Annotated in this window: 18 protein-coding genes; 15 read left to right on the top strand and 3 right to left on the bottom strand. The window is 63.5% G+C overall.

Features of this window, described 5'->3' with window-relative positions:
* Position 1: 1 nt before the first annotated feature.
* Complete coding sequence (locus AC04SH_RS09880) at positions 2-1,237, bottom strand: ROK family transcriptional regulator (RefSeq protein ID WP_488574860.1); 1,236 nt, start codon at positions 1,235-1,237, stop codon at positions 2-4.
* Between the two features lie 139 nt (positions 1,238-1,376).
* Here AC04SH_RS09880 and AC04SH_RS09875 point away from each other — a divergent pair, with 139 nt between their 5' ends.
* The 3 genes from AC04SH_RS09875 to AC04SH_RS09865 all read left to right on the top strand — a co-directional run bounded on the left by AC04SH_RS09875 (position 1,377) and on the right by AC04SH_RS09865 (position 4,240).
* Positions 1,377-2,120, top strand: coding sequence for an ATP-binding cassette domain-containing protein (locus AC04SH_RS09875; protein WP_488574859.1), 744 nt, complete (start codon positions 1,377-1,379; stop codon positions 2,118-2,120).
* A 52-nt stretch (positions 2,121-2,172) separates the two neighbouring features.
* Entirely contained in the window at positions 2,173-3,153 is a 981-nt protein-coding gene (locus AC04SH_RS09870) for an ABC transporter permease (protein WP_488574918.1), read from the top strand.
* A 76-nt stretch (positions 3,154-3,229) separates the two neighbouring features.
* Positions 3,230-4,240 (top strand): sugar-binding protein, encoded by a 1,011-nt coding sequence (locus tag AC04SH_RS09865; protein WP_488574858.1) that lies wholly within the window; start codon positions 3,230-3,232, stop codon positions 4,238-4,240.
* A 90-nt stretch (positions 4,241-4,330) separates the two neighbouring features.
* Here AC04SH_RS09865 and AC04SH_RS09860 read toward each other — a convergent pair whose 3' ends face one another.
* A complete protein-coding gene (locus AC04SH_RS09860) occupies positions 4,331-6,139 on the bottom strand; it encodes a dipeptide ABC transporter ATP-binding protein (protein WP_488574857.1) in 1,809 nt (602 codons plus the stop codon).
* A gap of 192 nt (positions 6,140-6,331) precedes the next feature.
* On the opposite strand from AC04SH_RS09860, the gene AC04SH_RS09855 reads away from it, so the two are divergent.
* From AC04SH_RS09855 to AC04SH_RS09820, 8 genes are all read left to right on the top strand, one after another.
* On the top strand, positions 6,332-7,690 hold the full coding sequence (locus AC04SH_RS09855) for an LLM class flavin-dependent oxidoreductase (protein ID WP_488574856.1): 1,359 nt from the start codon (positions 6,332-6,334) through the stop codon (positions 7,688-7,690).
* A 16-nt stretch (positions 7,691-7,706) separates the two neighbouring features.
* Complete coding sequence (locus AC04SH_RS09850; RefSeq protein WP_488574855.1) at positions 7,707-8,483, top strand: DUF427 domain-containing protein; 777 nt, start codon at positions 7,707-7,709, stop codon at positions 8,481-8,483.
* Between the two features lie 36 nt (positions 8,484-8,519).
* Complete coding sequence (locus tag AC04SH_RS09845; protein ID WP_488574854.1) at positions 8,520-10,163, top strand: ABC transporter substrate-binding protein; 1,644 nt, start codon at positions 8,520-8,522, stop codon at positions 10,161-10,163.
* A gap of 37 nt (positions 10,164-10,200) precedes the next feature.
* Entirely contained in the window at positions 10,201-11,160 is a 960-nt protein-coding gene (locus AC04SH_RS09840) for an ABC transporter permease (RefSeq protein ID WP_488574853.1), read from the top strand.
* A gap of 20 nt (positions 11,161-11,180) precedes the next feature.
* Positions 11,181-12,044 carry an ABC transporter permease gene (locus AC04SH_RS09835; RefSeq protein WP_488574852.1) on the top strand — a complete coding sequence of 288 codons (864 nt, stop codon included), beginning with the start codon at positions 11,181-11,183 and terminating at the stop codon, positions 12,042-12,044.
* Positions 12,045-12,149: 105 nt separating this feature from the next.
* The gene (locus AC04SH_RS09830) at positions 12,150-12,635 is read left to right on the top strand and encodes a hypothetical protein (RefSeq protein WP_477233464.1); all 486 of its coding nucleotides are present in this window, start codon (positions 12,150-12,152) and stop codon (positions 12,633-12,635) included.
* A 164-nt stretch (positions 12,636-12,799) separates the two neighbouring features.
* Positions 12,800-14,239, top strand: coding sequence for an aldehyde dehydrogenase family protein (locus AC04SH_RS09825; protein WP_477233465.1), 1,440 nt, complete (start codon positions 12,800-12,802; stop codon positions 14,237-14,239).
* Positions 14,240-14,247: 8 nt separating this feature from the next.
* Positions 14,248-14,829, top strand: a complete 582-nt coding sequence (locus tag AC04SH_RS09820) for a DUF1349 domain-containing protein (protein WP_477233466.1) — start codon at positions 14,248-14,250, stop codon at positions 14,827-14,829.
* Between the two features lie 20 nt (positions 14,830-14,849).
* On the opposite strand, the gene AC04SH_RS09815 is transcribed toward AC04SH_RS09820, so the two are convergent.
* Entirely contained in the window at positions 14,850-15,629 is a 780-nt protein-coding gene (locus tag AC04SH_RS09815; RefSeq protein ID WP_488574851.1) for a helix-turn-helix transcriptional regulator, read from the bottom strand.
* Positions 15,630-15,788: 159 nt separating this feature from the next.
* Between AC04SH_RS09815 and AC04SH_RS09810 the strand changes: the two genes are divergently transcribed.
* From AC04SH_RS09810 to AC04SH_RS09795, 4 genes are all read left to right on the top strand, one after another.
* Positions 15,789-17,918: a hydantoinase/oxoprolinase family protein gene (locus AC04SH_RS09810; protein ID WP_488574917.1), complete on the top strand. Its 2,130-nt coding sequence runs from the start codon at positions 15,789-15,791 to the stop codon at positions 17,916-17,918.
* Between the two features lie 14 nt (positions 17,919-17,932).
* Positions 17,933-20,137 carry a hydantoinase B/oxoprolinase family protein gene (locus tag AC04SH_RS09805; RefSeq protein WP_488574850.1) on the top strand — a complete coding sequence of 735 codons (2,205 nt, stop codon included), beginning with the start codon at positions 17,933-17,935 and terminating at the stop codon, positions 20,135-20,137.
* Positions 20,134-20,619: an acetone carboxylase subunit gamma gene (locus AC04SH_RS09800; RefSeq protein ID WP_488574849.1), complete on the top strand. Its 486-nt coding sequence runs from the start codon at positions 20,134-20,136 to the stop codon at positions 20,617-20,619. The genes AC04SH_RS09805 and AC04SH_RS09800 overlap by 4 nt, the downstream gene beginning before the upstream one ends.
* Positions 20,620-20,715: 96 nt before the next feature.
* Positions 20,716-21,543: an SDR family NAD(P)-dependent oxidoreductase gene (locus AC04SH_RS09795; protein ID WP_488574848.1), complete on the top strand. Its 828-nt coding sequence runs from the start codon at positions 20,716-20,718 to the stop codon at positions 21,541-21,543.
* The last annotated feature ends 162 nt before the right edge of the window (positions 21,544-21,705 follow it).

The raw sequence follows: 21,705 nt of genomic DNA, 5'->3' as shown, positions 1-21,705 counted from the left end.
ATTAGCGTGCGGCGAGGCCGCGAAGTTGAAATTGCGGATCGCCCGACAAAGCTGCCTGATGCAGCAGACAGGCAGCGCCCAGTGCCGGACCGTCGGCGCCGACGCGCGATAGTTCGATCCTGGGAACGGGATAACCTTCGGCGAGGAAGTCCAGCAGGAAAGCTTCCACCTGTTCGGCGACAAAGGGATAGACGGCATTGACCGAGCCGGAGAGGATGATGCGTTCCGGCTGCAAGGTGCAGGCGAGCGTCGCCAGGCCGCGGCCGAACCAGAGCGCCCAGTCGCGCGCCGTGGCGACGGCTGCCGGATCGCCGCCGGCAAGCGCTGCGACAAACTCATCCACGCCGGCGCGCCGCCCGCTTATGTGGAGATAGCGAGCGAGCAAAGCATCCTTGCCGACATAGGATTCAAACCGTCCCGGGCGCTTGGCGTCGAAGACAAAACCTTCGTCGCCAATGCGCAGATGACCGATTTCGCCAGCGCCGCCGAGCCGGCCGCGATGCAGCCTGCCGGCATTGATGATGCCGCCGCCAACGCCGTTCTCGATCAGGATGACCAGGGCATCCTCGTCATCCTTTCCCGGCTGCGACCTGTATGTCTCGGCCACCGCGACGGCATTGGCATCGTTTTCCAGCAGGATCGGAAAATCGTCGCCAAAGGCTTTGCCCAAAAGCTCGGCGAGATTGACTCCGTGCCAGCCAAGGATGGTTGCGTGGTATGAAGCGCCGTCGGCGGCGGGGAAGCCGGGCACGGCGACATTCAGCCCGTATGGACGCGCACCCTCGGGCAATTGCGCCCGGATCTCTCCCACTATCTCCTTGATGATGGCGACTGCGGCTTCAGGCGTGCTGCCCGGGCCGGCAAACGCCCTCGAGGCGCCGGCACGCCGCGCGCCGGCAAGGTCGACAGCAACGGCCGCGATCCAGTTCACGCCGATATAGGCGCCAAGGAAGAAGCCGCCATTGCCTTCGATCTCGACCAGGATTCCGGGGCGGCCGACCCGGCCCTCGCCATTCTGCTCGTCATCCGCTCCATCCGACCGCTCACGTGCCAGACCGGCTTCGGTCAATCCCAGAACCAGGGCGCCGGTGGTCGACCGGGTCAGGCCGAGGTCGCGTGCAAGCGCTGCCCGGCTCAACGCGCCGGCACGAAACAGCGCCGCAAGGGCCCGCGTTTCATTCGGCCGAAGATCGGTCGACACCAGCACGTTTTCCTCCTCGATTTGTTTGATTGACATACTAATCGACTTTCTCTGCGGTTTGAAAGGGCCAAAATAGCGTGCAATGCAATAAAATATTCTGGCCTTGCAAGCCTATTGACCCAAGTACCAAACGATGTTTTGTATCTAAAACTTACAAATTGCATGGGAGGATGCGATGAAGGTTCTAGCGCGTCTCGAACATATCGTGAAGGATTTCGGTGCCGTCCGCGCGCTGGACAATGTCTCGCTCGACATCAATGAAGGCGAGGTTCTCGGCCTGATGGGCGACAATGGCGCAGGCAAGTCGACGCTGGTCAAAACCATAGCCGGCAATTTCCAGCCAACGTCCGGCACCTATGTTCTGGAAGGCAAACCGGTGCTGCTGTCGGGGCCGGCCGACGCCCGCAGGCACGGCATCGAGGTGGTCTACCAGGACCTGGCGATTTGCGACAACCTGACGGCGTCGGCCAATGTCTTCCTCGGCCGCGAGATCATGAAGCAGCTCGGCCCGCTGAAGGTGCTCGATCATAAGAGCATGAACCAGCGCTCGGCCGAGATCTTTCGCGAGCTGAAGTCGGAGACACGACCCGCCGATCTGGTCGTGCGCATGTCGGGCGGCCAGCGCCAGGCAGTGGCCATCGCCAGGACCCGGCTGGCCAAATCCAAGATCGTGCTGATGGACGAGCCGACCGCGGCGATCAGCGTCAGGCAGGTCGCCGAAGTGCTGGCCCTGATCCGCCGCATGAAGGACCAGGGCCTCTCGGTCATCCTGATCAGCCACCGAATGCCCGACGTGTTCGAGGTGTGCGACCGGGTGGTGGTCATGCGTCGCGGCCGCAAGGTCGCCGACAAGCCGATCGCCCAATCCAGCCCCGAGGAAGTGACCGGCCTGATCACCGGCGCCATCCAGACCGCCTGAAACAGCCTCTTCACGGAGCCATGCCATGAGCGCCCCCGACGACCATCCCGGAATGGAGATCGACCTTCTGAAAGGGTCGAGCCGCACGCTGTTGAACCGCGTGCTACTGGCGCAGGAAACCTGGATCGCCATCGCCATACTGGTGCTCGGCCTCGTCGTGTCGATGATCGCGCCAAAATTCGCAACGCCCGGCAACCTGCTCAACATCTTCCAGAACGCCTGCTTCATCGGCATCATGGCGATCGGCATGACGCCGGTCATCATCAGCGGCGGCATCGATATTTCGGTCGGTTCGATCCTGGGGATGTGCGGCGTCACGCTGGGCATCGTGCTCAACGCCGACATGCCGCTGGTCGTTGGCATCGTGGCGACGCTGGCGATGGGCATATTGTGCGGCACCGTCAACGGCACGATCATAGCCTACGTCAAGCTGCCGCCTTTCATCGTTACGCTCGCGACGCTGTCGATCGGCCGCAGCCTGGCGCTGGTGCTGACCAACAACCAGGTGTTCTACGAATTTGGCCGGGCAAGCGATGCGATCGTCGCGCTCGGCGGCGGCTACACATTCGGCCTGCCCAATGTGGTCTACGCCCTGGTCATCGGCGTGATCGTCCTGCATTTCCTGCTGACCATGTCGCGCTGGGGCCGCTATCTCTTCGCCATCGGCGGCAACGAACCGGCGGCGCGGCTATCGGGCATCCCGGTCGATCTGATCAAGATCTCGGCCTATGCGTTCAGCGGCTTCATGGTTGCGGTAACCGCCATCTTCCTCGTCGGCTGGCTGGGCGCGGTCACCAACTCCATCGGCACCGGCTACGAGCTGCAGGTCATCGCGTCGACCGTCATCGGCGGCGCTTCGCTGACCGGCGGCTTCGGTTCCGCACTTGGCGCCGGCATCGGCGCCATTCTCGTCGAAACCATTCGCAACGCGCTGCTTCTGGCAGGCGTCAACCCGTTCTGGCAGGGCACGTTTGTGGGGTGCTTCATCCTTGCAGCCGTCCTCCTGGAAAGAATCCGCTCTGTGCGACGCTAGAGCGTGATCTCGAAAAGATCATGCTCCAAGAAAAACCCGAGCGGACACGTCACGGCGAACCCAAATGGAGGAAACAATGTCGCTGTCGAAAACGCTTAGAACCACGCTTTCCATCGCCTGCCTTGCAATCGGTATGACGGCGGTCCAGGCCAACGCCGAAGAGCGGGAATTCGCGCTCGTCTTCAAGGTCCTCAACAACGCCTTCAGCCCGCCGATCCAGGCCGGTTGCGAAGCCGCCGCCAAAAAGCTGGGCGACGTCAAATGCACCTATATCGGGCCGACGGAATATGACGAGGCCAAGGAAGTGCAACTGGCGCAGGACATGGTCACGCGCGGCGTCGCCGGCCTCGGCATTTCGGCCGGCAATCCGAAAGCCATGGCCCGCATCATGAAGATGGCCAAGGAAAAGGGCATTCCGGTCGTCACCTATGACACCGACGTGCTGCCGGAAGATGCCGGCCTGCGCTCGACCTATATCGGTACCGACAATTACGAATTCGGCGTGGCGCTGGCGCAGAAGGTGCTGGCCCAGAAGAAGAACGGCACCGTCTGCATCCAGTCCGACGCGCCGGCTTCCGAAAACCTCAAGGCGCGCGTGCAAGGCATCCGCGACACACTTGCCGGCGTCACCAAGGACAAGGGCGTCGAGACGCTGACCGGCCAGAACGGCTGGACCGAGCCGGCAGGCTGCCCGGTCTACAACAATGACGACATCACGCTCGCCGCCCAGCAGGTGCGCGACGTCATGACCAACAATCCCGAACTCAGCGCCTTCGTTGCTGTCGGCGGTTGGGCGCAATACGCGCCGGAGGCCTACAAGCAAGCGATGACGCCGCTCAAGGCGCGGCTCGACAGCAAGGATCTCGTCGTTGTCTTCGGCGATAATTTCGGCCCGCAGCTGCCGCTGCTTGCCGCCGGCCTCAGCCACTACAATATCGGCCAGCGCCCCTATGACATGGGCTTCGAGACCATCATGGCGCTGGACAGACTGAGCAAGGGCGGCACGGTCGAACCGTTCATCAAGACCGGCACCGAAGTCTGCACGCCTGAGGACGCTCTCACCACCTGCGGCAAGGTCGCCAACTGATCAGGCCTCCCAAGCCTGTCCTCCGGCCGTATCGGCCGGGGGACATCTCTTCGAGGGCAGGCTTGTCGGTTGGCTTAGCCGGCTTCGAAATCAGAGATCGCTTGCGTCTCTCCAGCAGGCGATCCGATGACCGTTGCCGGCCTGCCTGACGGGCGGTTGCATCTTTCGGCAGTCGGGCAGGGCCATTGGACAGCGGCTGGCGAAGGCGCACCCGGCGGTTTCGGGCGCTTGTGCCGCGAGATCAAGCTGAGCCGGAGCCTTCGGCGCCGTCTCATCCGAGGCCGCGGCCAGCAGCAGCTTTGTATAGGGATGGTTGGGCCCACGGAAAACCTGCTCTGACGAACCGGTCTCGACCAGCCGGCCGCGATAGAGCACACCGATCCTGTCGGCCATGTAGCGCACCACCCTGAGGTCGTGGCTGATGAAGAGGTAGGTCGAGTCCTTGTCGCGCTGCAGGTCGTTGAGCAGATTGAGCACCGTCGCCTGCACGGACACGTCGAGCGCCGAGGTCGGCTCATCGAGCACGACGAGCTTCGGCACGCCGGCGAAGGCGCGCGCAATGGCCGCCCGCTGGCGCTGGCCACCGGACAGCGACCGCGGCTTCTGGTCGACAGTGGCAGCGGCAAGACGCACCGAGGCCAGCAGGTCGCCGACGCGCTGCTTTATTTCGTTGCGGCGCAAGCCGGCCAGCCGCCGCAGCGGACGGCCCAGAATCCTGCCGATCCGCTGGCGCGGATTGAGCGTGCGGTCGGGTGACTGGAAGACCATCTGCACATCGTGCCGTTCGCTCAGGCTTCGCTTCTCGACGCGCGGCGCGACCGTTCGGCCGAACAGTTCGACCGATCCGGCGTTCGGCGTCTGCAGGCCGGTGACGATCCTTGCCAATGTCGACTTTCCGGAACCGGATTCGCCGATCAGCCCGAATGTCTCGCCCAGGCCTATCTCCAGGTCGATATCATGCAGCACGGCCTGGGCGCCGAAGGCATGGCTGATGCCCTTGCAGGCGACGGCGATCGGGCGCGCTGCTTCCGGCTGATCGCTGGGGACAGGCAGCCGGGCCGAGGGCCCGGTTGCGTGCGTCTCGGCCAGCCTGCCATCGCGCTTGGTGAAGTTGAGCGCCGGGATTGAGGCGATCAACGCCTTGGTGTAGGCGAGGGCCGGGTTCTCGAAGACATCGTTCGCGGCGCCGCTTTCGACCACTGTTCCTGATTGCATGACGGCCACCCGGTCGCAGGCGCGGCGGACCATGTTGATGTCGTGGCTGATCAACAAGACACTGGTTTTGTGGTCGCGCCGCAAATCCTGCAGGATAGCGATGATTTCGGACTGGACGCTGGCGTCGAGCGCCGTCGTCGGCTCGTCCAGCACCAGCAGCGACGGGTCGAGTGCGATGGCGATGGCAATGTTGGCGCGCTGCTGCATGCCGCCGGACAATTCGTGCGGGTAAAGGTCGAGCACCCGCTCAGGATTGCTCACCCTGACGCGGCTCAGCAGTTCGGCGGCGCGCACGCGTGCCTCGTCCGGCCGAGCCGGGCGATGTCGCATGATCGTCTCGGTGATCTGCCGGCCAATCGTCATGGCTGGATTGAGCGCCGCGCCCGGATGCTGGTAGACGGCCGCGATGCGATCGCCCCTTAGCCGGCGCAGCTGCTCGGGCGAGAGATCGCGGATCTCGCGACCCTGAAATTCGAGCGTCGACGCAGCGATCCGGGCATTGCGCGGTAGGTAGCGCAGAATAGCAAGCGCCACCGAGCTCTTGCCCGATCCGGACTCGCCGACAAGGCCGAGCGCTTCGCCTTCGCCGATGGTGAGCGAGACACCGTTGACCGCCGGATGCGATCCCCGTCGCCCATCATAGGCAACGGTGAGCTGTTCTATCTTCAGAACCGATGCCGACATGGGGTCCTTGAAACCACTTTCTTCCAGCGCCGCCATCAAGGGCAATCGCTTCCGCTTTCGCAATGCACAATCTCTATAAAATTACTCGAATTAAGCTGGAGCGCAATCTACCTTTCATCGCTCAGGTGAGATTGTCGCGGCCGGTCGAGGCATCGCGACGGTCCGCTGGAGCAGTTCTGGAAGGAGGCCGGCATGGCACGTGACCACATGATCCTCAGCGCATTTTTCTTCAATCCGCAGGGCGATCACCGCATGTCGTGGCGCCACCCCCGGGCGCCGGGCCGCGAAGTGCTCGATTTCGACTTCTACCGCGATCTCGTGCAGGCGGCCGAGCGCGCCAGGATCGATACGATCTTCGTCGCCGACCATGTCGCGATCTGGGATTCGGTGCAAAGCGGCGTCGCCCACTATGCCAATGCCCGTCTCGAGCCGCTGACGCTGCTGTCGGCCCTGGCCGGCGCGACCAAGCATATCGGCCTGATCACCACGGCATCGAGCTCCTATAGCGAGCCCTACAATGTCGCCCGCATGTTCGCCTCGCTCGACCATATCAGCAAGGGTAGGGCGTCATGGAACGTCGTGACGTCGGCCATGGACGAAGAAGCGCGCAACTTCGGCCGCGACGGCAACATCGAGCATGCCTTCCGCTATGAACGCGCCACCGAATTCCTCGATATCGTCAAGGCGCTGTGGGACAGCTGGGAAGACGAGGCGCTGCTCATCGACAAGGCGTCAGGCTATTTCGCCGACCCCGACAAGGTCCATCCCATCGACCACAAGGGCAAGCACTTCAGGGTACGCGGCCCGCTCAATGTCTCGCGTCCACCGCAGGGCCATCCGCTGATCGTCCAGGCCGGCTCCTCCGAAGACGGCAAGAATTTCGCCACTGCGCACGCCGATGCGCATTTTGCCATCTACAGCAGCAAGGAAGACGGCATCAGATACCGGCAGGATATCAACGAGCGCCTCGCTCGCTATGGCCGCAGGCCCGAGAGCTTCAAGATCCTGCCGGGCATCCTGCCCATCGTCGCCGCCTCCGAAGCGGAAGGCCGCGAGCGCCAGGAGTACCTGCAGAGCTTGCTGCCCGATCGCGTCGGCATCGATCTTCTCTCAAGCTGGAGCGGCGTCGATCTCTCGGTCTACCCGCCGGACGGCCCGCTGCCGCCGCTGCCGGACGAGAGCACCTTCAATGGCGGCCGCACCTCGCTGAACCGGGTCAAGGAGTGGTCGAAGCAGAATCTCAGTCTGCGCGAGATCGCCCGTAAGCTCGCCAACAGCGGTTCGGTGCCGACCGTCGTCGGCACGCCCAACCAGATCGCCGACCAGTTGCAGGACTGGTTCGAGGCAGGTGCTGCCGACGGCTTCAACCTGATGTTCCCGCTGCTGCCCGAGGACTGGGTGAACTTTACCGAGCAGGTCGTGCCGGAGCTGCAGCGCCGCGGCGTCTTCCCCACCGAATACGCACCGGGAACGCTGCGCGACCGCTTCGGCCTGGCGCGGCCGGCCAACCGCTTCGCCGAGCAGCGCGACAACGCCCGCGCCGTATCCTGACCCAGGAACAACGATCATGACAGCAGCGCCCAAACTCCAGCCTCGCGAAGCCACGGCTCCGCAACTTATCAATGTCCTGCACAGTCCAAAGCGTATCCGGGTCAAATTCGCCGGCCGCACCATCGCCGACAGCCGCAACGTGCTGGTGCTGCGCTCCAACCATTTCCTGCCGATCTATTTCTTCCCGGCCTCGTCCGTGGATCGCTCGCTGCTGAAGCCCTCCGAGCACAGGCAGCCGCATCCCGTCGGCGGCGAGACCACCTATTGGGACCTGGAGACGGGAGAGAAAGCGTCTCCCAATGCCGCCTGGTCTTTTGTCGCGCCGCCGGATGAAAACCTGTCGCCGCTGGCAGGCCGCATCGCCTTTACCTGGAAGGCGGTTGACCAATGGTTCGAGGAGGAGGAAGAGGTCTTCGTCCACGCTCGCGACCCATACGCGCGCATCGACGTGCTGCAGAGTTCAAGCCATGTCCAGATCTGGTTCGACGGCGAACTGATCGTCGACAGCCATCGGCCGGTGCTGCTGTTCGAGACGCATCTGCCGACGCGGTTCTATCTGCATCCGGACGATGTCAGGCTGGACCGGCTCGTCGCCTCGGACAGCACGACGCGCTGTCCCTACAAGGGCATCGCTTCCTACTGGTCCGGCCGACGCGCCGACGGTTCGGTGCGCCCGGACATCGCCTGGAGCTACCGCGATCCGATTGCCGAAATGCCCAAGATCAAGGGCCTCATCGCCTTCTACCCGCAGGCCGTCGACCGCATCCATCTCGACGGCGAACCAGTCGCCTAAAGCAATTCAACAGTCATTTCAGACAGGGGTTTCAAAATGACCAAACGCAACGACATCGATACGCTTCGCAATCTGTCGGGAGACATCTGGAACGTCGCCGTCGACGAACACCAGTCCGGCTTCCTCAAGCGCCGCGATCTCCTGAAATATGCCGCCCTGATCGGCCTCACCGGCTTTGCCGCCTCGCAAGGACTGGTTGGTCTTGGCTCGGCACGCGCTGCCGGCGCCGGCGGCACGGTCCGTGTCGGGCTAGGACGGCCGACCAAGGCCATCGATCCGGTCTCGATCACCGATCCGGCCAGCATCGGCGTCATCAGCCAGGTCGGCGAATATCTCATCCTCGACGATCCCAAGGACGGTCTGCAGCCCAAGCTCGCTCTGTCCTGGGAGGCCGACGAGACCGCCAGCCGCTGGACCTTCAAATTACGGCAGGGCGTGAAATTCCACGATGGCCGTACCGTCACCGCCAAGGACGTGGTGGCGAGCTTCGAGCGCCTGGTCGATCCGGCCAGCGGCTCGTCGGCTCTGTCGGCCTACAAGGGCATCCTGTCCAAGGGTGGCGCCAAGGTCGTCGACGATGAAACCATCGCCTTCGATCTCGACGGCCCGAACAGCAACTTCCCCTTCTATGTCTCCTCCGACGTCTACAACGCCGTCATCCTGCCGGCCGACTATGCCGGCGATTTCGAGAAGAATTTCAACGGCACCGGCCCGTTCAAGCTCGAATCCTTCCGCCCCAAACAGGGCGCGAGCTTCGTGCGCAACCCCGACTATTGGGGCGACAAGGCACTGCCTGACCGGGTCGAGATCAAGTTCTTCGACGACGAACAGGCTCAGGTGCTGGCGTTACAAGCCGGCCAGCTCGACGTCATCCCGAGCACGACGCGCCTGGAACTGGCGATCGAGGGCAATCCCAATTTCAAGCTGCTCAGCGTGCAGGCCAGCTCGCATGACGAGGTGCATCTGCGGACCGACCAGGCGCCGTTCACCGACAAGCGCATCCGCCGCGCGCTGGCGCTCACCATCGACCGCGAGGCCGTGGTCAAGGGCTTGCTGAAGGGCCGCGCCATTGTCGGCAACGACACGCCGTTTGCGCCGATTTTCCCCTCGGCTGATCCGTCGGTGCCGCAGCGCAAGCAGGACATTGCCGAGGCCAAGCGCCTGCTTGGCGAAGCCGGCGTGCCGAAGGGCTTCCCGGTGACACTGACCACCGAGCGCGCCTATGACATTCCCGACTATGCGGTGCTGATCCAGAACTTCGCCAAGAAGGCCGGGATCGACATCAAGCTCAACGTTCTGCCGCAGGATGCCTATTACGGCTCGGCGAAGTTCGGCAGCTCGCCGTGGCTCGATTCCAACCTCGGCATCACCGATTTCGGCCATCGCGGCACGCCCGACATCTTCCTCAACGCGACGCTGAAGAGCTCGGGCGCCTGGAACGCAGCGCATTTCAACAACCCGACCTATGACGGGCTGCTGCTTGAATACGGCAAGGCCCGCGATCTGCAGGCGCAACGCTTGGCCGCCGGCAAGATCCAGACCTTGCTGCTCGACGAGACGCCGCTGATCATCAGCTACTTCTCGCAGTATAGCCGCATCGTCTCGTCGAAGGTCGAGGGCGTTCGCTTCACGGCGATTTCGCATCTGCTGCTCGACCGCGTCACCTTCGCCCAGGCGTGATCGTGAGACGTCTGGCCATGCGGGGAGCCGCAACGCGATGCTGAGCGGCCGCACTTTGTCGGTGCGGGCAGCCTCGCTTCTGCTCACGCTGTGGCTGGTCAGCATGCTGGTGTTCTTCGCCGGGCAGGTTCTGCCCGGCGATGTCGGCCGCCTCATGCTCGGGCCGTTCGCCGATGCGGAGGCCGTCGCGGCGTTGAACAAGCAACTCGGCGCCGACCAGCCGGTGCTCGTGCAATACTGGCACTGGTTCAGCAACGCGCTGTCGGGCGATTTCGGCACCTCGCTGTCGCTGCGCCTGCCGGTGACGCCCTTCGTGCTCGAAAGCCTCAAGCGCTCGGCAGCCCTTGCCGGAATTATCCTCGCCTTTCTGCTGCCGCTCGGCATCGGCGCCGGCATCATTGCCGGGCTCAACCAGGGCCGTTTCATCGACCGGCTGATCGTGCTGGCCGGCGTGTCCTTCGGCATCGTCCCGGACTTCGTCTCCGGCCTGATGCTGCTCATCGTCTTCGGCCTGTGGCTGAACTGGTTCCCGATCACCGGCGCAGCGCCCGATGGCGCCGGGCTGTGGGTCAGCGGCTACTATCTGATCCTGCCGGCGCTGCCGCTGGTGCTGAATCTCGCCGGCTACATCGCCCGCATGACGCGGGCCGGCGTGATCGAGGCGCTGGCCGCCGACTATACGCGCACCGCAGTCCTCAAAGGCCTTGAGCGGCGCGAAATCCTCATCCGGCACGTGCTGCGCAATGCGCTGACGCCGACCATCGCCGTTTTGGCGACCCAGACCGGCTACATGCTGGGCGGGTTGGTGGTCATCGAAGCGCTGTTCGGCATACAGGGCCTCGGCAACCTTGTGCTGAACGCCGCCAAGTCGCGCGATTTCCCGATGCTCGAAGCCGGCGTGCTGGTCATGGCGACGATCTTCGTGCTGTCGGCCGCGGCGGGCGATCTCGTCAACGCCTTGCTCGATCCGCGGCAACGCCGCCGTGTGTCGCCATGATGGAACTGATGGAGTTTCCCGTGCCGCGACGCGGCGCGCTCGGCTGGCGGGCGGCGAGCCGGATCCGAGAGGCCGCCTCAAAGCTCCCGCCCTCGGTGATCGTCGGCTCGCTGCTCCTGCTGTTTTGGGTCGGCTGCGCCGTCTTCGGCCGCCTGTTTGTGCCCTACGACCCCTATGCCGAGGATTTTCTCGTCATGCTGACGCCGCCCGACGCCGCGCACTGGTTCGGCACCGACCAACTCGGCCGTGACGTGCTGTCGCGCATTATCGTCGGCTCGCGCGACATCCTGCTGGTCGCGCCGGCAGCAACCCTGCTCGGTGTTGCCGCCGGCAGCGTGCTTGGGCTGGTGCTTGGCTATTTCGACGGACTGGTCGACGCCATCGGTGCCAGGCTGCTCGATACGCTGATGGCTTTTCCCTTCATCGTTCTGGTCACCATGACGTTGGTCGCACTCGGGCCATCGAACCTCACCGTCATCCTGGTGATCGGCATCGCCTATGCGCCGTTGGTGGCGCGAACAGTGCGCGCCGCCGTGCGCGAGCAGCGCGAACGCGACTATGTCAGCGCCGCCCGCCTCGGCGGCGAGAGCGCATTGGCCATCATGTTCCTGGAGATCCTGCCCAATGTCCGGGAAACCATCCTCATCGAGCTGGTCACCCGTCTGGGCTACGCCTTCTTTTCGATCGCCACGCTGAGCTTTCTCGGCCTGGGCATCCAGCCACCTTCCGCCGATTGGGGACTGGCGGTCGCCGACGGCTACGGCTTCCTGACCGGCGGCAAATGGTGGGTGGTGATCTTCAATTCCGCGGCCATCGTCTCGCTGGTCATGGCAACCAATCTGATCGCGCAAGGCATGGGCGCCTTCGAAAACAGCGACAGGTGAAGGGTGGACTAGGGCGCTCAGCAAAGCTGACGCGCAATTTTTGACCGTGCGCTAAAATCGTCCCTTGTGATTCGGTCCCGATAGGGCCTCTAGACAAGGAACGGCATGAGCAAGGCTCTTAGTACATTCGCATTGGTTGCAGTATTCACCGCATTGCTGATGGCGCTCAGCCTGGCGGTCGCCAGGCACGGCTATCCCTATGGCGCGATCGGGGTGCGGCGGCTGGACGGCATTGCCGATGCCGGTTCGTTCCTGCCGCTCGCCGCCGTCTACTTCTTCAGCGCCATGCTGATGATGATCCTGCCCATTCGAGCCGCCGGCATCGTCTTGACCCATGCTGCGGACGCGCTGTTCTGGGCGGTGATCGCCCTGTTCGCTACCATTGTCGGCTGCCTCGTCGCCCGCTGGGCCTTCGGCCAGAGCAGCGTGCTGTGGGCACTGGTCAACTGGCGCTTCCTGTTCGCCGCGGCAATCGTCGGCAGCCATTTCACCATGAACGAGCTGCGCCGCAACATCCTGCTCAGAAGCCTGTTCTTCGTCATCTTCGCCGCGGCAACGCTGGCCTGCCTGTTCTGGACTTTTCCGACCTGACAGGGGCCGCTTCATATCGTCCATCTTGAGGTCGCGGCTTTCGTCGCGGCGCGTCATCGGCTATCCAGTCCGCAGCTAATCTCTGCCCTCACAGTGTCGTCATTTGTCTGATAAATGATTCAGGCATACGGCACCGCCACTGACAATTACAAGGAAACCGCGACATGACCCTGTTCCGCAAGAATCTGATCGATGGCGAGTGGGTCGGCGAAGCCGGCTCGCGCAACATCAACCCGTCCGACACCGGCGATGTCGTCGGCGAATATGCCTCGGCCGGTGCCGAACAGGCCAAGCAGGCGATCGCGGCGGCCAAAGCCGCCTTCCCGGCTTGGTCGCGCTCGGCGCCGCTCGCCCGTCACAGCGTGCTGAAAAAGGCCTCGGACGAGATCATGGCGCGCAAGGACGAGATTGGTCGCGCGCTGTCGCGCGAAGAGGGCAAGACGCTGGCTGAAGGGATTGGCGAGACCATCCGCGCAGCCCAGATCTTCGATTTCTTCGCCGGCGAGACGCTGCGCCTGTCGGGCGAACTGGTGCCCAGCGTGCGTCCGGGCGTCGGCGTCGAGATCACCCGCGAAGCCGTCGGCGTCGTCGGCATCATCACGCCGTGGAATTTCCCGATCGCCATTCCCACCTGGAAGATCGCCCCGGCGCTCGCCCACGGCAACACCATCGTCTTCAAGCCGGCCGAACTCGTCCCCGAAAGCGCCTGGACCATTGTCGACATCCTGCACCGCGCCGGCCTGCCGAAAGGCGTGCTGAACCTCGTCATGGGCAAGGGCTCGGTGGTCGGCCAGGCCATGCTCGACAGCCCCGACCTCAACGCCATCACCTTCACCGGCTCGGTCGGCACTGGCAAACGCGTCGCTGCCGCAAGCGTGGAACATATGCGAAAGTTCCAGCTCGAAATGGGCGGCAAGAACCCGCTCGTCGTGCTGGATGACGCCGACCTCGCGATCGCTGTCGATTGCGCCATCAACGGCGCCTATTTCTCGACCGGGCAGCGCTGCACGGCCTCGTCGCGCCTGGTGGTGACCGAAGGCATTCACGACCGCCTCGTTGCCGCGCTCAAGGAGCGCCTGGAAAAACTAGTCATCGGCGATGCGCTCGACGCCAAGACCCAGATCGGACCGGTCGTGGACGCGACCCAGCTGAAGCAGGACGAGGACTACATCGCCATCGGCAGCAAGGAAGGCGCCAACCTCGCTTTCGGCGGCGAGCGGCTCGATCGCGAAACGCCCGGCTTCTACCTCCGGCCGGCGCTGTTCACCGAGAGCACCAACGCCATGCGCATTTCGCGCGAGGAGATCTTCGGGCCGGTCGCCAACGTCATCCGCGTCAAGGACTATGACGAGGCGCTGGCGGTGGCCAACGACACGCCGTTCGGCCTGACCTCGGGCATCTGCACCTCGAGCCTCAAGCACGCCACGCATTTCCGGCGCAATTCCGAAGCCGGCATGGTGATGGTTAACCTGCCGACCGCCGGCGTCGATTTCCACGTTCCGTTCGGTGGCCGCAAGGGCTCGAGCTACGGCCCGCGCGAGCAGGGCCGCTATGCCGCGGAGTTCTACACCACGGTGAAGACAGCCTACACATTTGCCGGCTAATCGAACCGATGACATCGGTGAAAGAGGAGCTGACCTGGCTCAACCCGCCGCCCCACCATGTGTTCGGCGACGACACGGTGCACGTACGCACCGGCAAGGAAACCGATTTCTGGCGCGAAACCTTCTACGGCTTCTGGCGTGACAATGGTCATTTCCTCTATCGCCCGGTCGAGGGTGACTTCAGTGCTGAGGTCACCGTCAAGGGCGATTATAAGGTGCTTTACGACCAGGCCGGGCTGATGCTGCGGCTGAGCGAAACGCACTGGATCAAGGCCGGCATCGAATACACCGACGGGCTGGCCTATTTTTCCGTTGTCGTCACCAACGACACCTCCGACTGGTCGCTGGTCAGCATCCCCAACGACCCCGATGGTGTGCGCATCCGCCTGACCCGCCACGCCGAGGCGATCCGCATCCAGTATCTGGACTCCACCGACAGCCACTGGAAGCCGGTGCGGCTCGCCTATTTCCCGGTCTCGAAATCTGTCGATATCGGCATGATGTGCTGTTCGCCGCAGCGCGAAGGTTTTGAAGTCACATTCTCCGGCTTTACCGTCGGCCCGCCGATTTCCAGGCAATTGCACGACTGACGGCGATTTCCATCGCCGGACTAACCGTCGGCGCGGTGCTGGAAGAACTGCAAGAACAGTTCCCGTTCCGTGGTGATGTCGACCTTCTCGTAGATGCGGCGGCGGTGGTTCTTCACCGTGCCGACGGTGATGCCGAGCCGCTCGGCGATATTCGCCGTCGGATGCCCGGCGAGGATCAGTTGCACGAGTTCACGTTCGCGCAGCGAAAGCTCCGGCCACAGGCTCGTCGGGATGGTCGGCTTCTGCTGCGGCGAGGCGCCGGGCCCGGTCGGCGCCGAGGTGCGGGAGAACTCGGTGCCGCGCGCCTTGATGTCGAGCGCATGCAAGGCTTCGAACACCGGCAGGCGATCATCCAGCAGGGCGATCTCGCTGTCCTTGAACGATGAGGTCGAGCGGTCGAGAAAGATGCCGAGGCACCAGTCGCCGCCATCGGCCAGCATGATCCCGACCTCGTCGCAAATCTCCGACTGCGCCAGGAAACCGGCTATGTACTGGCCGCGCTTGGCCTCGTCATCGGCAAGCCGCTTCAGCGGCATGATTCCGAGCCTCCGCTCACGCCGCCACGAGGCATAGAAAGGGTCGAAGACATAGTAATTGTCGAGATAGCGCCGGACCATTTCGTCCGAGAAGCGCCGGTGCTTGACGAACTCCGGCGTCTGCGTCGCCGAATAGCGCGTCACCGTCACCAGATCGTGATCGATGTCCGCGCCGATCAGGTCGATCAGGCAGTCGACATGCCTGTCCGTACCGGTGGCGGCAATCGCCTTTGCCAGCGGCCCCCAGATAGTGCTCATGCGCATGCCCTTTTCTCGGCGATGTCAGCCCAGCCGTCATTGTGTCTTTAGGCATATGGCGCGAGGCCGCCTGTCGAATCTAGCCTGGCGTCAACCTAGACCAGATCCGAGGCGACCGTGACCCAGCCCAATCTCACCGGCCCCATCGCTGGCAATCCGCCAATCATTGGCAATCCCATCGTCATCGGCATCGACGCCGGTGGCACCATGACCGACACGATCCTTGTCGATCAGGACGGCCACTTCAAGATCGGCAAGTCGGCGACCACGCCGAAGAACGAAGCCGAGGGTTTTCTGGCCTCGGCAGAAGACGCGGCCGATGCCTGGGGCATCTCGCTGGAGCAACTGTTTTCCGGCGTCAACGTCGTGCTCTATTCCGGCACCGGAATGCTCAACACGCTGCTGTCGCGCACCGGCCGCCGACTCGGCCTGATCACCACCAAGGGTCTGGAAGACATGATCCTGATGGGCCGCGGCCTGCAGGCCTGGGCCGACTATTCCTATGCCGACCGGCTGCATGCGGTCACCCATCATCACCCCGATCCGCTTGTGCCGCGCCGCCGTACCCATGGCGTCACCGAGCGCATCGACCAGTTCGGCGACATCGTGCTGCCGCTCTATGAGCATGAGGTCGCGATTGCGGCCAAGAAGCTGATCGCCGACAAGGTCGAAGCGATCTGCATCATGACCATCTTCTCGCACGTCAATCCGGTGCACGAGAAACGCATCGCCGAGATCTGCCGCGAGGAAGTGCTGAAAGCCGGCGCCGACATCCTCGTCTACACCAGCCACGAAGTCCGCCCGGTCATCCGCGAACAGTCGCGGCTGAACTCGGTTCTGATCGAGGCCTACGCCACATCGCGCGGCCGCAAGCAACTCAAGGGAATCGAGGACGTCTCGAAGAAATACGGCTTCAAATACGGCGTGCAGACGCTGCTGTCCTTCGGCGGCCTGACCTCGATCAACCATCCGCGCCTGCACGAAACCATGATCTCCGGCCCGATCGGCGGCATTCTGGGCGCCGCCTATGTCGGCAAGCTCATCGGCAACGACTCGCTGATCTGCTCGGATATGGGTGGCACCTCCTTCGACATGGGCGTCATCTCACGCGGTCAGACCCGGATCGAGAACGAGCCGCTGATGGACCGTTTCAAGCTCAACGTGCCGACGCTGCATCTCGACACGATCGGCGCCGGCGCCGGGATGATCCTCAAGGTCGACCCGCTGACCAAGAAGGTTTCACTCGGGCCGGAAAGTGCGGGCTCTGATCCCGGCCCGATCTGCTTTGCCAAGGGCGGCACCGAACCGACCATCGCCGATTGCGACGCCATCCTCGGCCGTCTCAACCCGTATTATTTTCTCGGTGGCAAGGTCGTGCTGCAGGTCGAGAAGGCGCGCAAGGCCTTCGAGGAAAAGTGCTCCAGCATCCTTGGCGTCGGCGTCGAAGAGGCGGCCGAAGGCATGATCGAAATGCTGGAAGCCGACGCCAACAACGCACTGCGCCGCGTCATTTCCGGCCAGGGCATCCATCCCTCCGAATTCACCCTGCTGTCCTATGGTGGCTCAGGCCCGCTGCACCTGGCCGGCTGCTCCAGGGGCATCGGCTTCAAGGACATCATCACCTTCCAGTTCGCCGCCGCCTTCTCGGCCTTCGGCTGCACCACCGCCGACTTCATGCGCCGCCATTCGGTGTCGACGCAGCACGACATCGGCGCGCGGGCAAGCGATGACGAACTGCTCGCCTTCGGCAAAAAGGTCACCAATGTCTGGAACGATCTGACCAAGGCGGCGGTCGATGAAATGATCGAAGACGGCCACGCACGCGAAAAGATCAAGACCGTGCCGTTCCTGATGATGCGCTACACCGGCCAGCTCGAGGATGTCGAAGTCATGGCACCCTTGGCCGCGGTCAATTCGGCCGACGACATGCGCAAGGTCATCGACGAGTTCGAGGCGGTCTATGCCAAGGTCAACCACCGCGTGTCGCGCTATGGCGAAGCTGGCTTCACCATCACTGAACTCGGGCTGATCGCCACCGCCGACAAGGTCAAGCCGGTGCTGCTCAAGCGCCCGCTCGGCAAGTCCGACCCGGCAGCCGCCCACAAGGGCGTGCGTGAAGCCTATATTGGCGGCCGCTGGCACAAGGCCAATCTCTACGAGATGGACCTGCTGCAGCCCGGCCACGAGGTCATCGGCCCGGCCATCATCGAACACCCGGCGACAACGCTCGTCGTTCACCCGCAGGACCGTGTTCATGTCGATGAATGGACGCTGCTGCACTACACCCACGCTTGAGAAGGGCGAACGCCATGCTGGACAAACCCGCCTCCGCCCTGCGCCTCCGCGAACGGCTGATCGAATCCGAACGGCTCATGGAAGAGACCGGCTGCTATGACGGCATCACGGAACTCCATCTGCGCAACCAGGATCCGCTGAAATTCGAGACTCTGCACACCAAGCTGCGCGCCTATTGCGTCTCGGCACGCGAAATGGCCCGCCGCATCTCGGCTTCGCCCGGCGTGCGCGAGGTCGGCGAAATGGTTGTCGCCATCTACACGCCCGAGGGCGACGCCATCGCGCTGTCCAACGGCATCATGGTGCATGTCCATACGATGAGCCGTTTCATCAAATGGATGATCAAGAACAATTACGAGGAAAACCCGAAGATCCGCGAAGGCGACATCTTCGCCAACAACGACGCCTTCATCGGAACCGTGCAGGTGCCTGATGTCATGGACGTGGTGCCGATCTTCCATGAAGGCACGCTGGTCGGCTGGGCCGGTGCGGTTTGCCACGAGCTGGAGGCTGGCGGCATCACGCCTGGCGGCGACGTCTGTCTTGCGCAGGAACGCTTCACCGAAGGCCTGTTCGTCTGCGCCGAGAAGATCGGCGAGAATGACGAAATCCGCCGCGACTATGTCATCCGCTGCGAGCGCAATCTCCGGATGCCGATCTATTGGGTGCTGGACGAGAAGGCCAAGGTCGCCTCCTGCATCGACATGCGCGAAAGCGTGAAGCAGCTGATCTCCGAGATCGGTTTGGACTACTGGATGAAGGTGTCGAAGGAGTTCATCGAGGAAGGCCGCCGCGCCCAACTCGCCCGCACCCGGCAGCTCACCGTTCCCGGCATCTATCGCGGCCACACCTTTTATGGCCACGTCACCGCCGGCAAGCCCGGCTTCCAGCTTCTCGGCGATCCGGACTGGCTCTACAACATCCCGATCGAGATGGAGATCACCACCGACGGCAAGATCACCATGGACTTCGAGGGCACCCAGCCCTGGGGCTACCATTCGATGAACTGCACGCCAGCCGGCATGGATGGCGGCATGTTCGTCACCTTGACCCAGCACATGAATTTCGAAGGGCTGGTCAATGACGGTGCCTGGATGGCGACCGAGCTGAAACTGCCGCATGGTACCTGGACCAACCCCGACAATGAGATGGTGGCGACCGCCACCTCATGGGCGCTGCTGCTGCCGGCCTATGGTGTGTTCCAGCGGCTGTTGTCGCGCGGCTTCGTCGCGCGCGGCTTCGTCGAGGAAGCCTTCGTCGGCCAGGTCAACAGCCCGATGATCGAGATGGGCGGCGAAAGCCAGTACGGCACGCCGTTCGGCATGGCGCATTTCGAATGCGCCGCCGCCGGCTCCGGCGCGCTGGCCATCGCCGATGGCCTCGACACCGCCTATGTCGGCTGGAACCCGGAATCCGACATGGGCAACATCGAGGTTTGGGAACAGTCGATGCCGATGGTCTATATCGGCCGCTCGATCGTCCCCAATTCGGGCGGCGCCGGCAAATATCGCGGCGGCTGCTCCTTTGTCTCGACCTGGCTGATCAACAAGACCTCGCATCTGCGGCTGCACACATCGGAACACTCCTCGCGGGTGTTCGACAATGGCGGCATGTGCGGCGGCTATCCGGCGCCGACCTGCCAGAAACATCGCGCCGTGCGCAATTCCAACATCCATGAACTGGCGGCAAAAGGCGAACCGCTGGCGCATGCGCCGGGCATCGACCCGCACGTCTCAGACTACGAGAAGAATATCGGCGGCGACCATGTTTTGGTCGAGGGCCCCTACATCACCTCGCCGCACAAGTCCGGCGACATCTTCAGCCATTCCTACAATGGCGGCGGCGGTTACGGCGACGTGTTGGAGCGCGATCCGATCAAGACCGCATGGGATGTCGAGAACGGCTACCTCACCCGCGAAGCGGCGATCCAGGTTTTTGGCATCGTGCTGAAGGACGACGCCGACGGTTATCCCCTTGCCGATATCGATGCCACCGTCGAACGCCGCGCCGCCATGCGCAGAGAGCGTCTGGCCAAGGCAATACCGGTTTCGGACTGGATCGACGCCGAGCGAAGCCGCGTCGAGAAAGCCGACTTCGCGCCGGAAGTGAAGAAAATGTATGCCAGCGCGATCAAACTTTCGTCGCGCTTCACCAAAGACTTCAGTGATTTCTGGACCGTCGACGCCAAATCGATCTTCATGCCGGGAGCAAAGCCATGACCTCGTACAGCAAGGAAGTCCTCGGCGATCTGGCCGCCGGTCAGCTGCCCTGGCCGCAGACGCGGCGCATCATGAGCGCCTACAAGGATGATGACCGCTTCTTCAAGATGGTCGCCGTCTATCAGGACCGTGTCGCCTGGAAGGACCCGATCCTGCTGCCGGTCTCAGATCACCTCTTCATCTGCCAGAGCGGCGATGAGCGGATCACCCTCTGCGAATGCGGCCATTCTTTCGGCGACTACCGCAAGAACTGGAAGCTGAAGGCCGCGATCATCGTGCGCAACACCGAGGAGGCGCTGCGCGAGATCTACCCCAACAGCGATATCCCCGATCCGCAATGGATGGAAATTCGCGAGTTCATCTGCCCGGAATGCGGCACCATGCACGAGGTCGAAGCGGCGGCACCCGGCTATCCCATTGTTCACGATTTCGAGCCGGATCTAGAAGGCTTCTATCGCGAGTGGCTGGGCAAACCGCTCTAGTGATGTCGTGGCCGGCGCCGCAGGCAAGGTAGCGCTCGTTGCCGGGCTGGGTCTAAGACTATCGCATCAGATTTCGGCGTCGGAGATCCATTGCCTATGACAGACCTTTCCGGCCGCAGCGCCATCGTCACGGGCGGGTTTTCCGGCATGGGCTTCGCCATTGCCACGGCACTGGCTGAAGCCGGCGCCAATGTCGCCGTCGGCTCCTACATCGCGCCCGCCGGCGCGGACAGATCCGATGCCGCCTACTATCCGGGCGCCGACGAGATCGAGCGTGTGCGCTCCGCCCTGTCGGCGCATGGCACCAAGGTTCACGCGGCTCATCTCGATGTCCGCGACAGCGAGGTGACCAACCGGTTTGCGGCTGACGCCGAATCCGTCATCGGCCCGGCCGACATACTGGTCAACGCCGCCGGCACCACCGCCGAGCAGCCGGTCTGCGGCCATTCCGACGCGCTGTGGGACAAGATCGTCGACACCAACCTGACCGGCGCCTTCCGCGTCACCCGCGCCGTGCTGCCCGGCATGATCGAGCGCGGCTGGGGTCGCATTGTCAACATCGGTTCGACGGCCGCCACCGTCGGCTGGAAGGACAATCCGGCTTATTGCGCCTCCAAGGCCGGGCTTCTCGGCCTCACGCGTTGCGTCGCGCTGGAGGGCGCTGCGCATGGCGTCACTTGCGTCATGATCAGCCCGACCTGGGTCGAGACCGAACTGATGCGCCGCAACGTCGCGCAGGTTGTCGAGCGCGAGGGCAAGGGCCGCACGGCCGGGGAAGCGATGGCCGAGATTGCCAGGGGCAATCCGCAGCAGCGCCTGCTGCAGCCGCAGGAGATTGCGGCCCTGACCGTCTTCCTGTGTTCGGACCTCGCTAAGGGCATCACCATGGAAAACATCCAGATCACAGGCGGAGCGCTGTGGTAGCGGCCAAGCCCTGATCTCGGGCGATGCCGCATTCGCGCCATCTGGCTGTTGCATGGTCGTTCTGGCCGGCGCACTTGCCCGTGACAACTTTTCGATTGAGTGACAGGCGATACAGGTTATATTGCACTGCACAATGGATGCCCGTAGATCGGGGTCCGGCAA

It is taken from the genome of Mesorhizobium sp. CNPSo 4688, assembly GCF_057784295.1.
This window is presented reverse-complemented; position numbering and strand designations above follow the sequence as displayed.

Excerpts from the sequence above, each read along its gene's own strand:
- AC04SH_RS09880 (WP_488574860.1), bottom strand. The coding sequence starts at position 1,237 with ATGTCAATCAAACAAATCGAGGAGGAAAACGTGCTGGTGTCGACCGAT.
- AC04SH_RS09875 (WP_488574859.1), top strand. The coding sequence starts at position 1,377 with ATGAAGGTTCTAGCGCGTCTCGAACATATCGTGAAGGATTTCGGTGCC.
- AC04SH_RS09870 (WP_488574918.1), top strand. The coding sequence starts at position 2,173 with ATGGAGATCGACCTTCTGAAAGGGTCGAGCCGCACGCTGTTGAACCGC.
- AC04SH_RS09865 (WP_488574858.1), top strand. The coding sequence starts at position 3,230 with ATGTCGCTGTCGAAAACGCTTAGAACCACGCTTTCCATCGCCTGCCTT.
- AC04SH_RS09860 (WP_488574857.1), bottom strand. The coding sequence starts at position 6,139 with ATGTCGGCATCGGTTCTGAAGATAGAACAGCTCACCGTTGCCTATGAT.
- AC04SH_RS09855 (WP_488574856.1), top strand. The coding sequence starts at position 6,332 with ATGGCACGTGACCACATGATCCTCAGCGCATTTTTCTTCAATCCGCAG.
- AC04SH_RS09850 (WP_488574855.1), top strand. The coding sequence starts at position 7,707 with ATGACAGCAGCGCCCAAACTCCAGCCTCGCGAAGCCACGGCTCCGCAA.
- AC04SH_RS09845 (WP_488574854.1), top strand. The coding sequence starts at position 8,520 with ATGACCAAACGCAACGACATCGATACGCTTCGCAATCTGTCGGGAGAC.
- AC04SH_RS09840 (WP_488574853.1), top strand. The coding sequence starts at position 10,201 with ATGCTGAGCGGCCGCACTTTGTCGGTGCGGGCAGCCTCGCTTCTGCTC.
- AC04SH_RS09830 (WP_477233464.1), top strand. The coding sequence starts at position 12,150 with ATGAGCAAGGCTCTTAGTACATTCGCATTGGTTGCAGTATTCACCGCA.
- AC04SH_RS09825 (WP_477233465.1), top strand. The coding sequence starts at position 12,800 with ATGACCCTGTTCCGCAAGAATCTGATCGATGGCGAGTGGGTCGGCGAA.
- AC04SH_RS09820 (WP_477233466.1), top strand. The coding sequence starts at position 14,248 with ATGACATCGGTGAAAGAGGAGCTGACCTGGCTCAACCCGCCGCCCCAC.
- AC04SH_RS09815 (WP_488574851.1), bottom strand. The coding sequence starts at position 15,629 with ATGCGCATGAGCACTATCTGGGGGCCGCTGGCAAAGGCGATTGCCGCC.
- AC04SH_RS09805 (WP_488574850.1), top strand. The coding sequence starts at position 17,933 with ATGCTGGACAAACCCGCCTCCGCCCTGCGCCTCCGCGAACGGCTGATC.
- AC04SH_RS09800 (WP_488574849.1), top strand. The coding sequence starts at position 20,134 with ATGACCTCGTACAGCAAGGAAGTCCTCGGCGATCTGGCCGCCGGTCAG.
- AC04SH_RS09795 (WP_488574848.1), top strand. The coding sequence starts at position 20,716 with ATGACAGACCTTTCCGGCCGCAGCGCCATCGTCACGGGCGGGTTTTCC.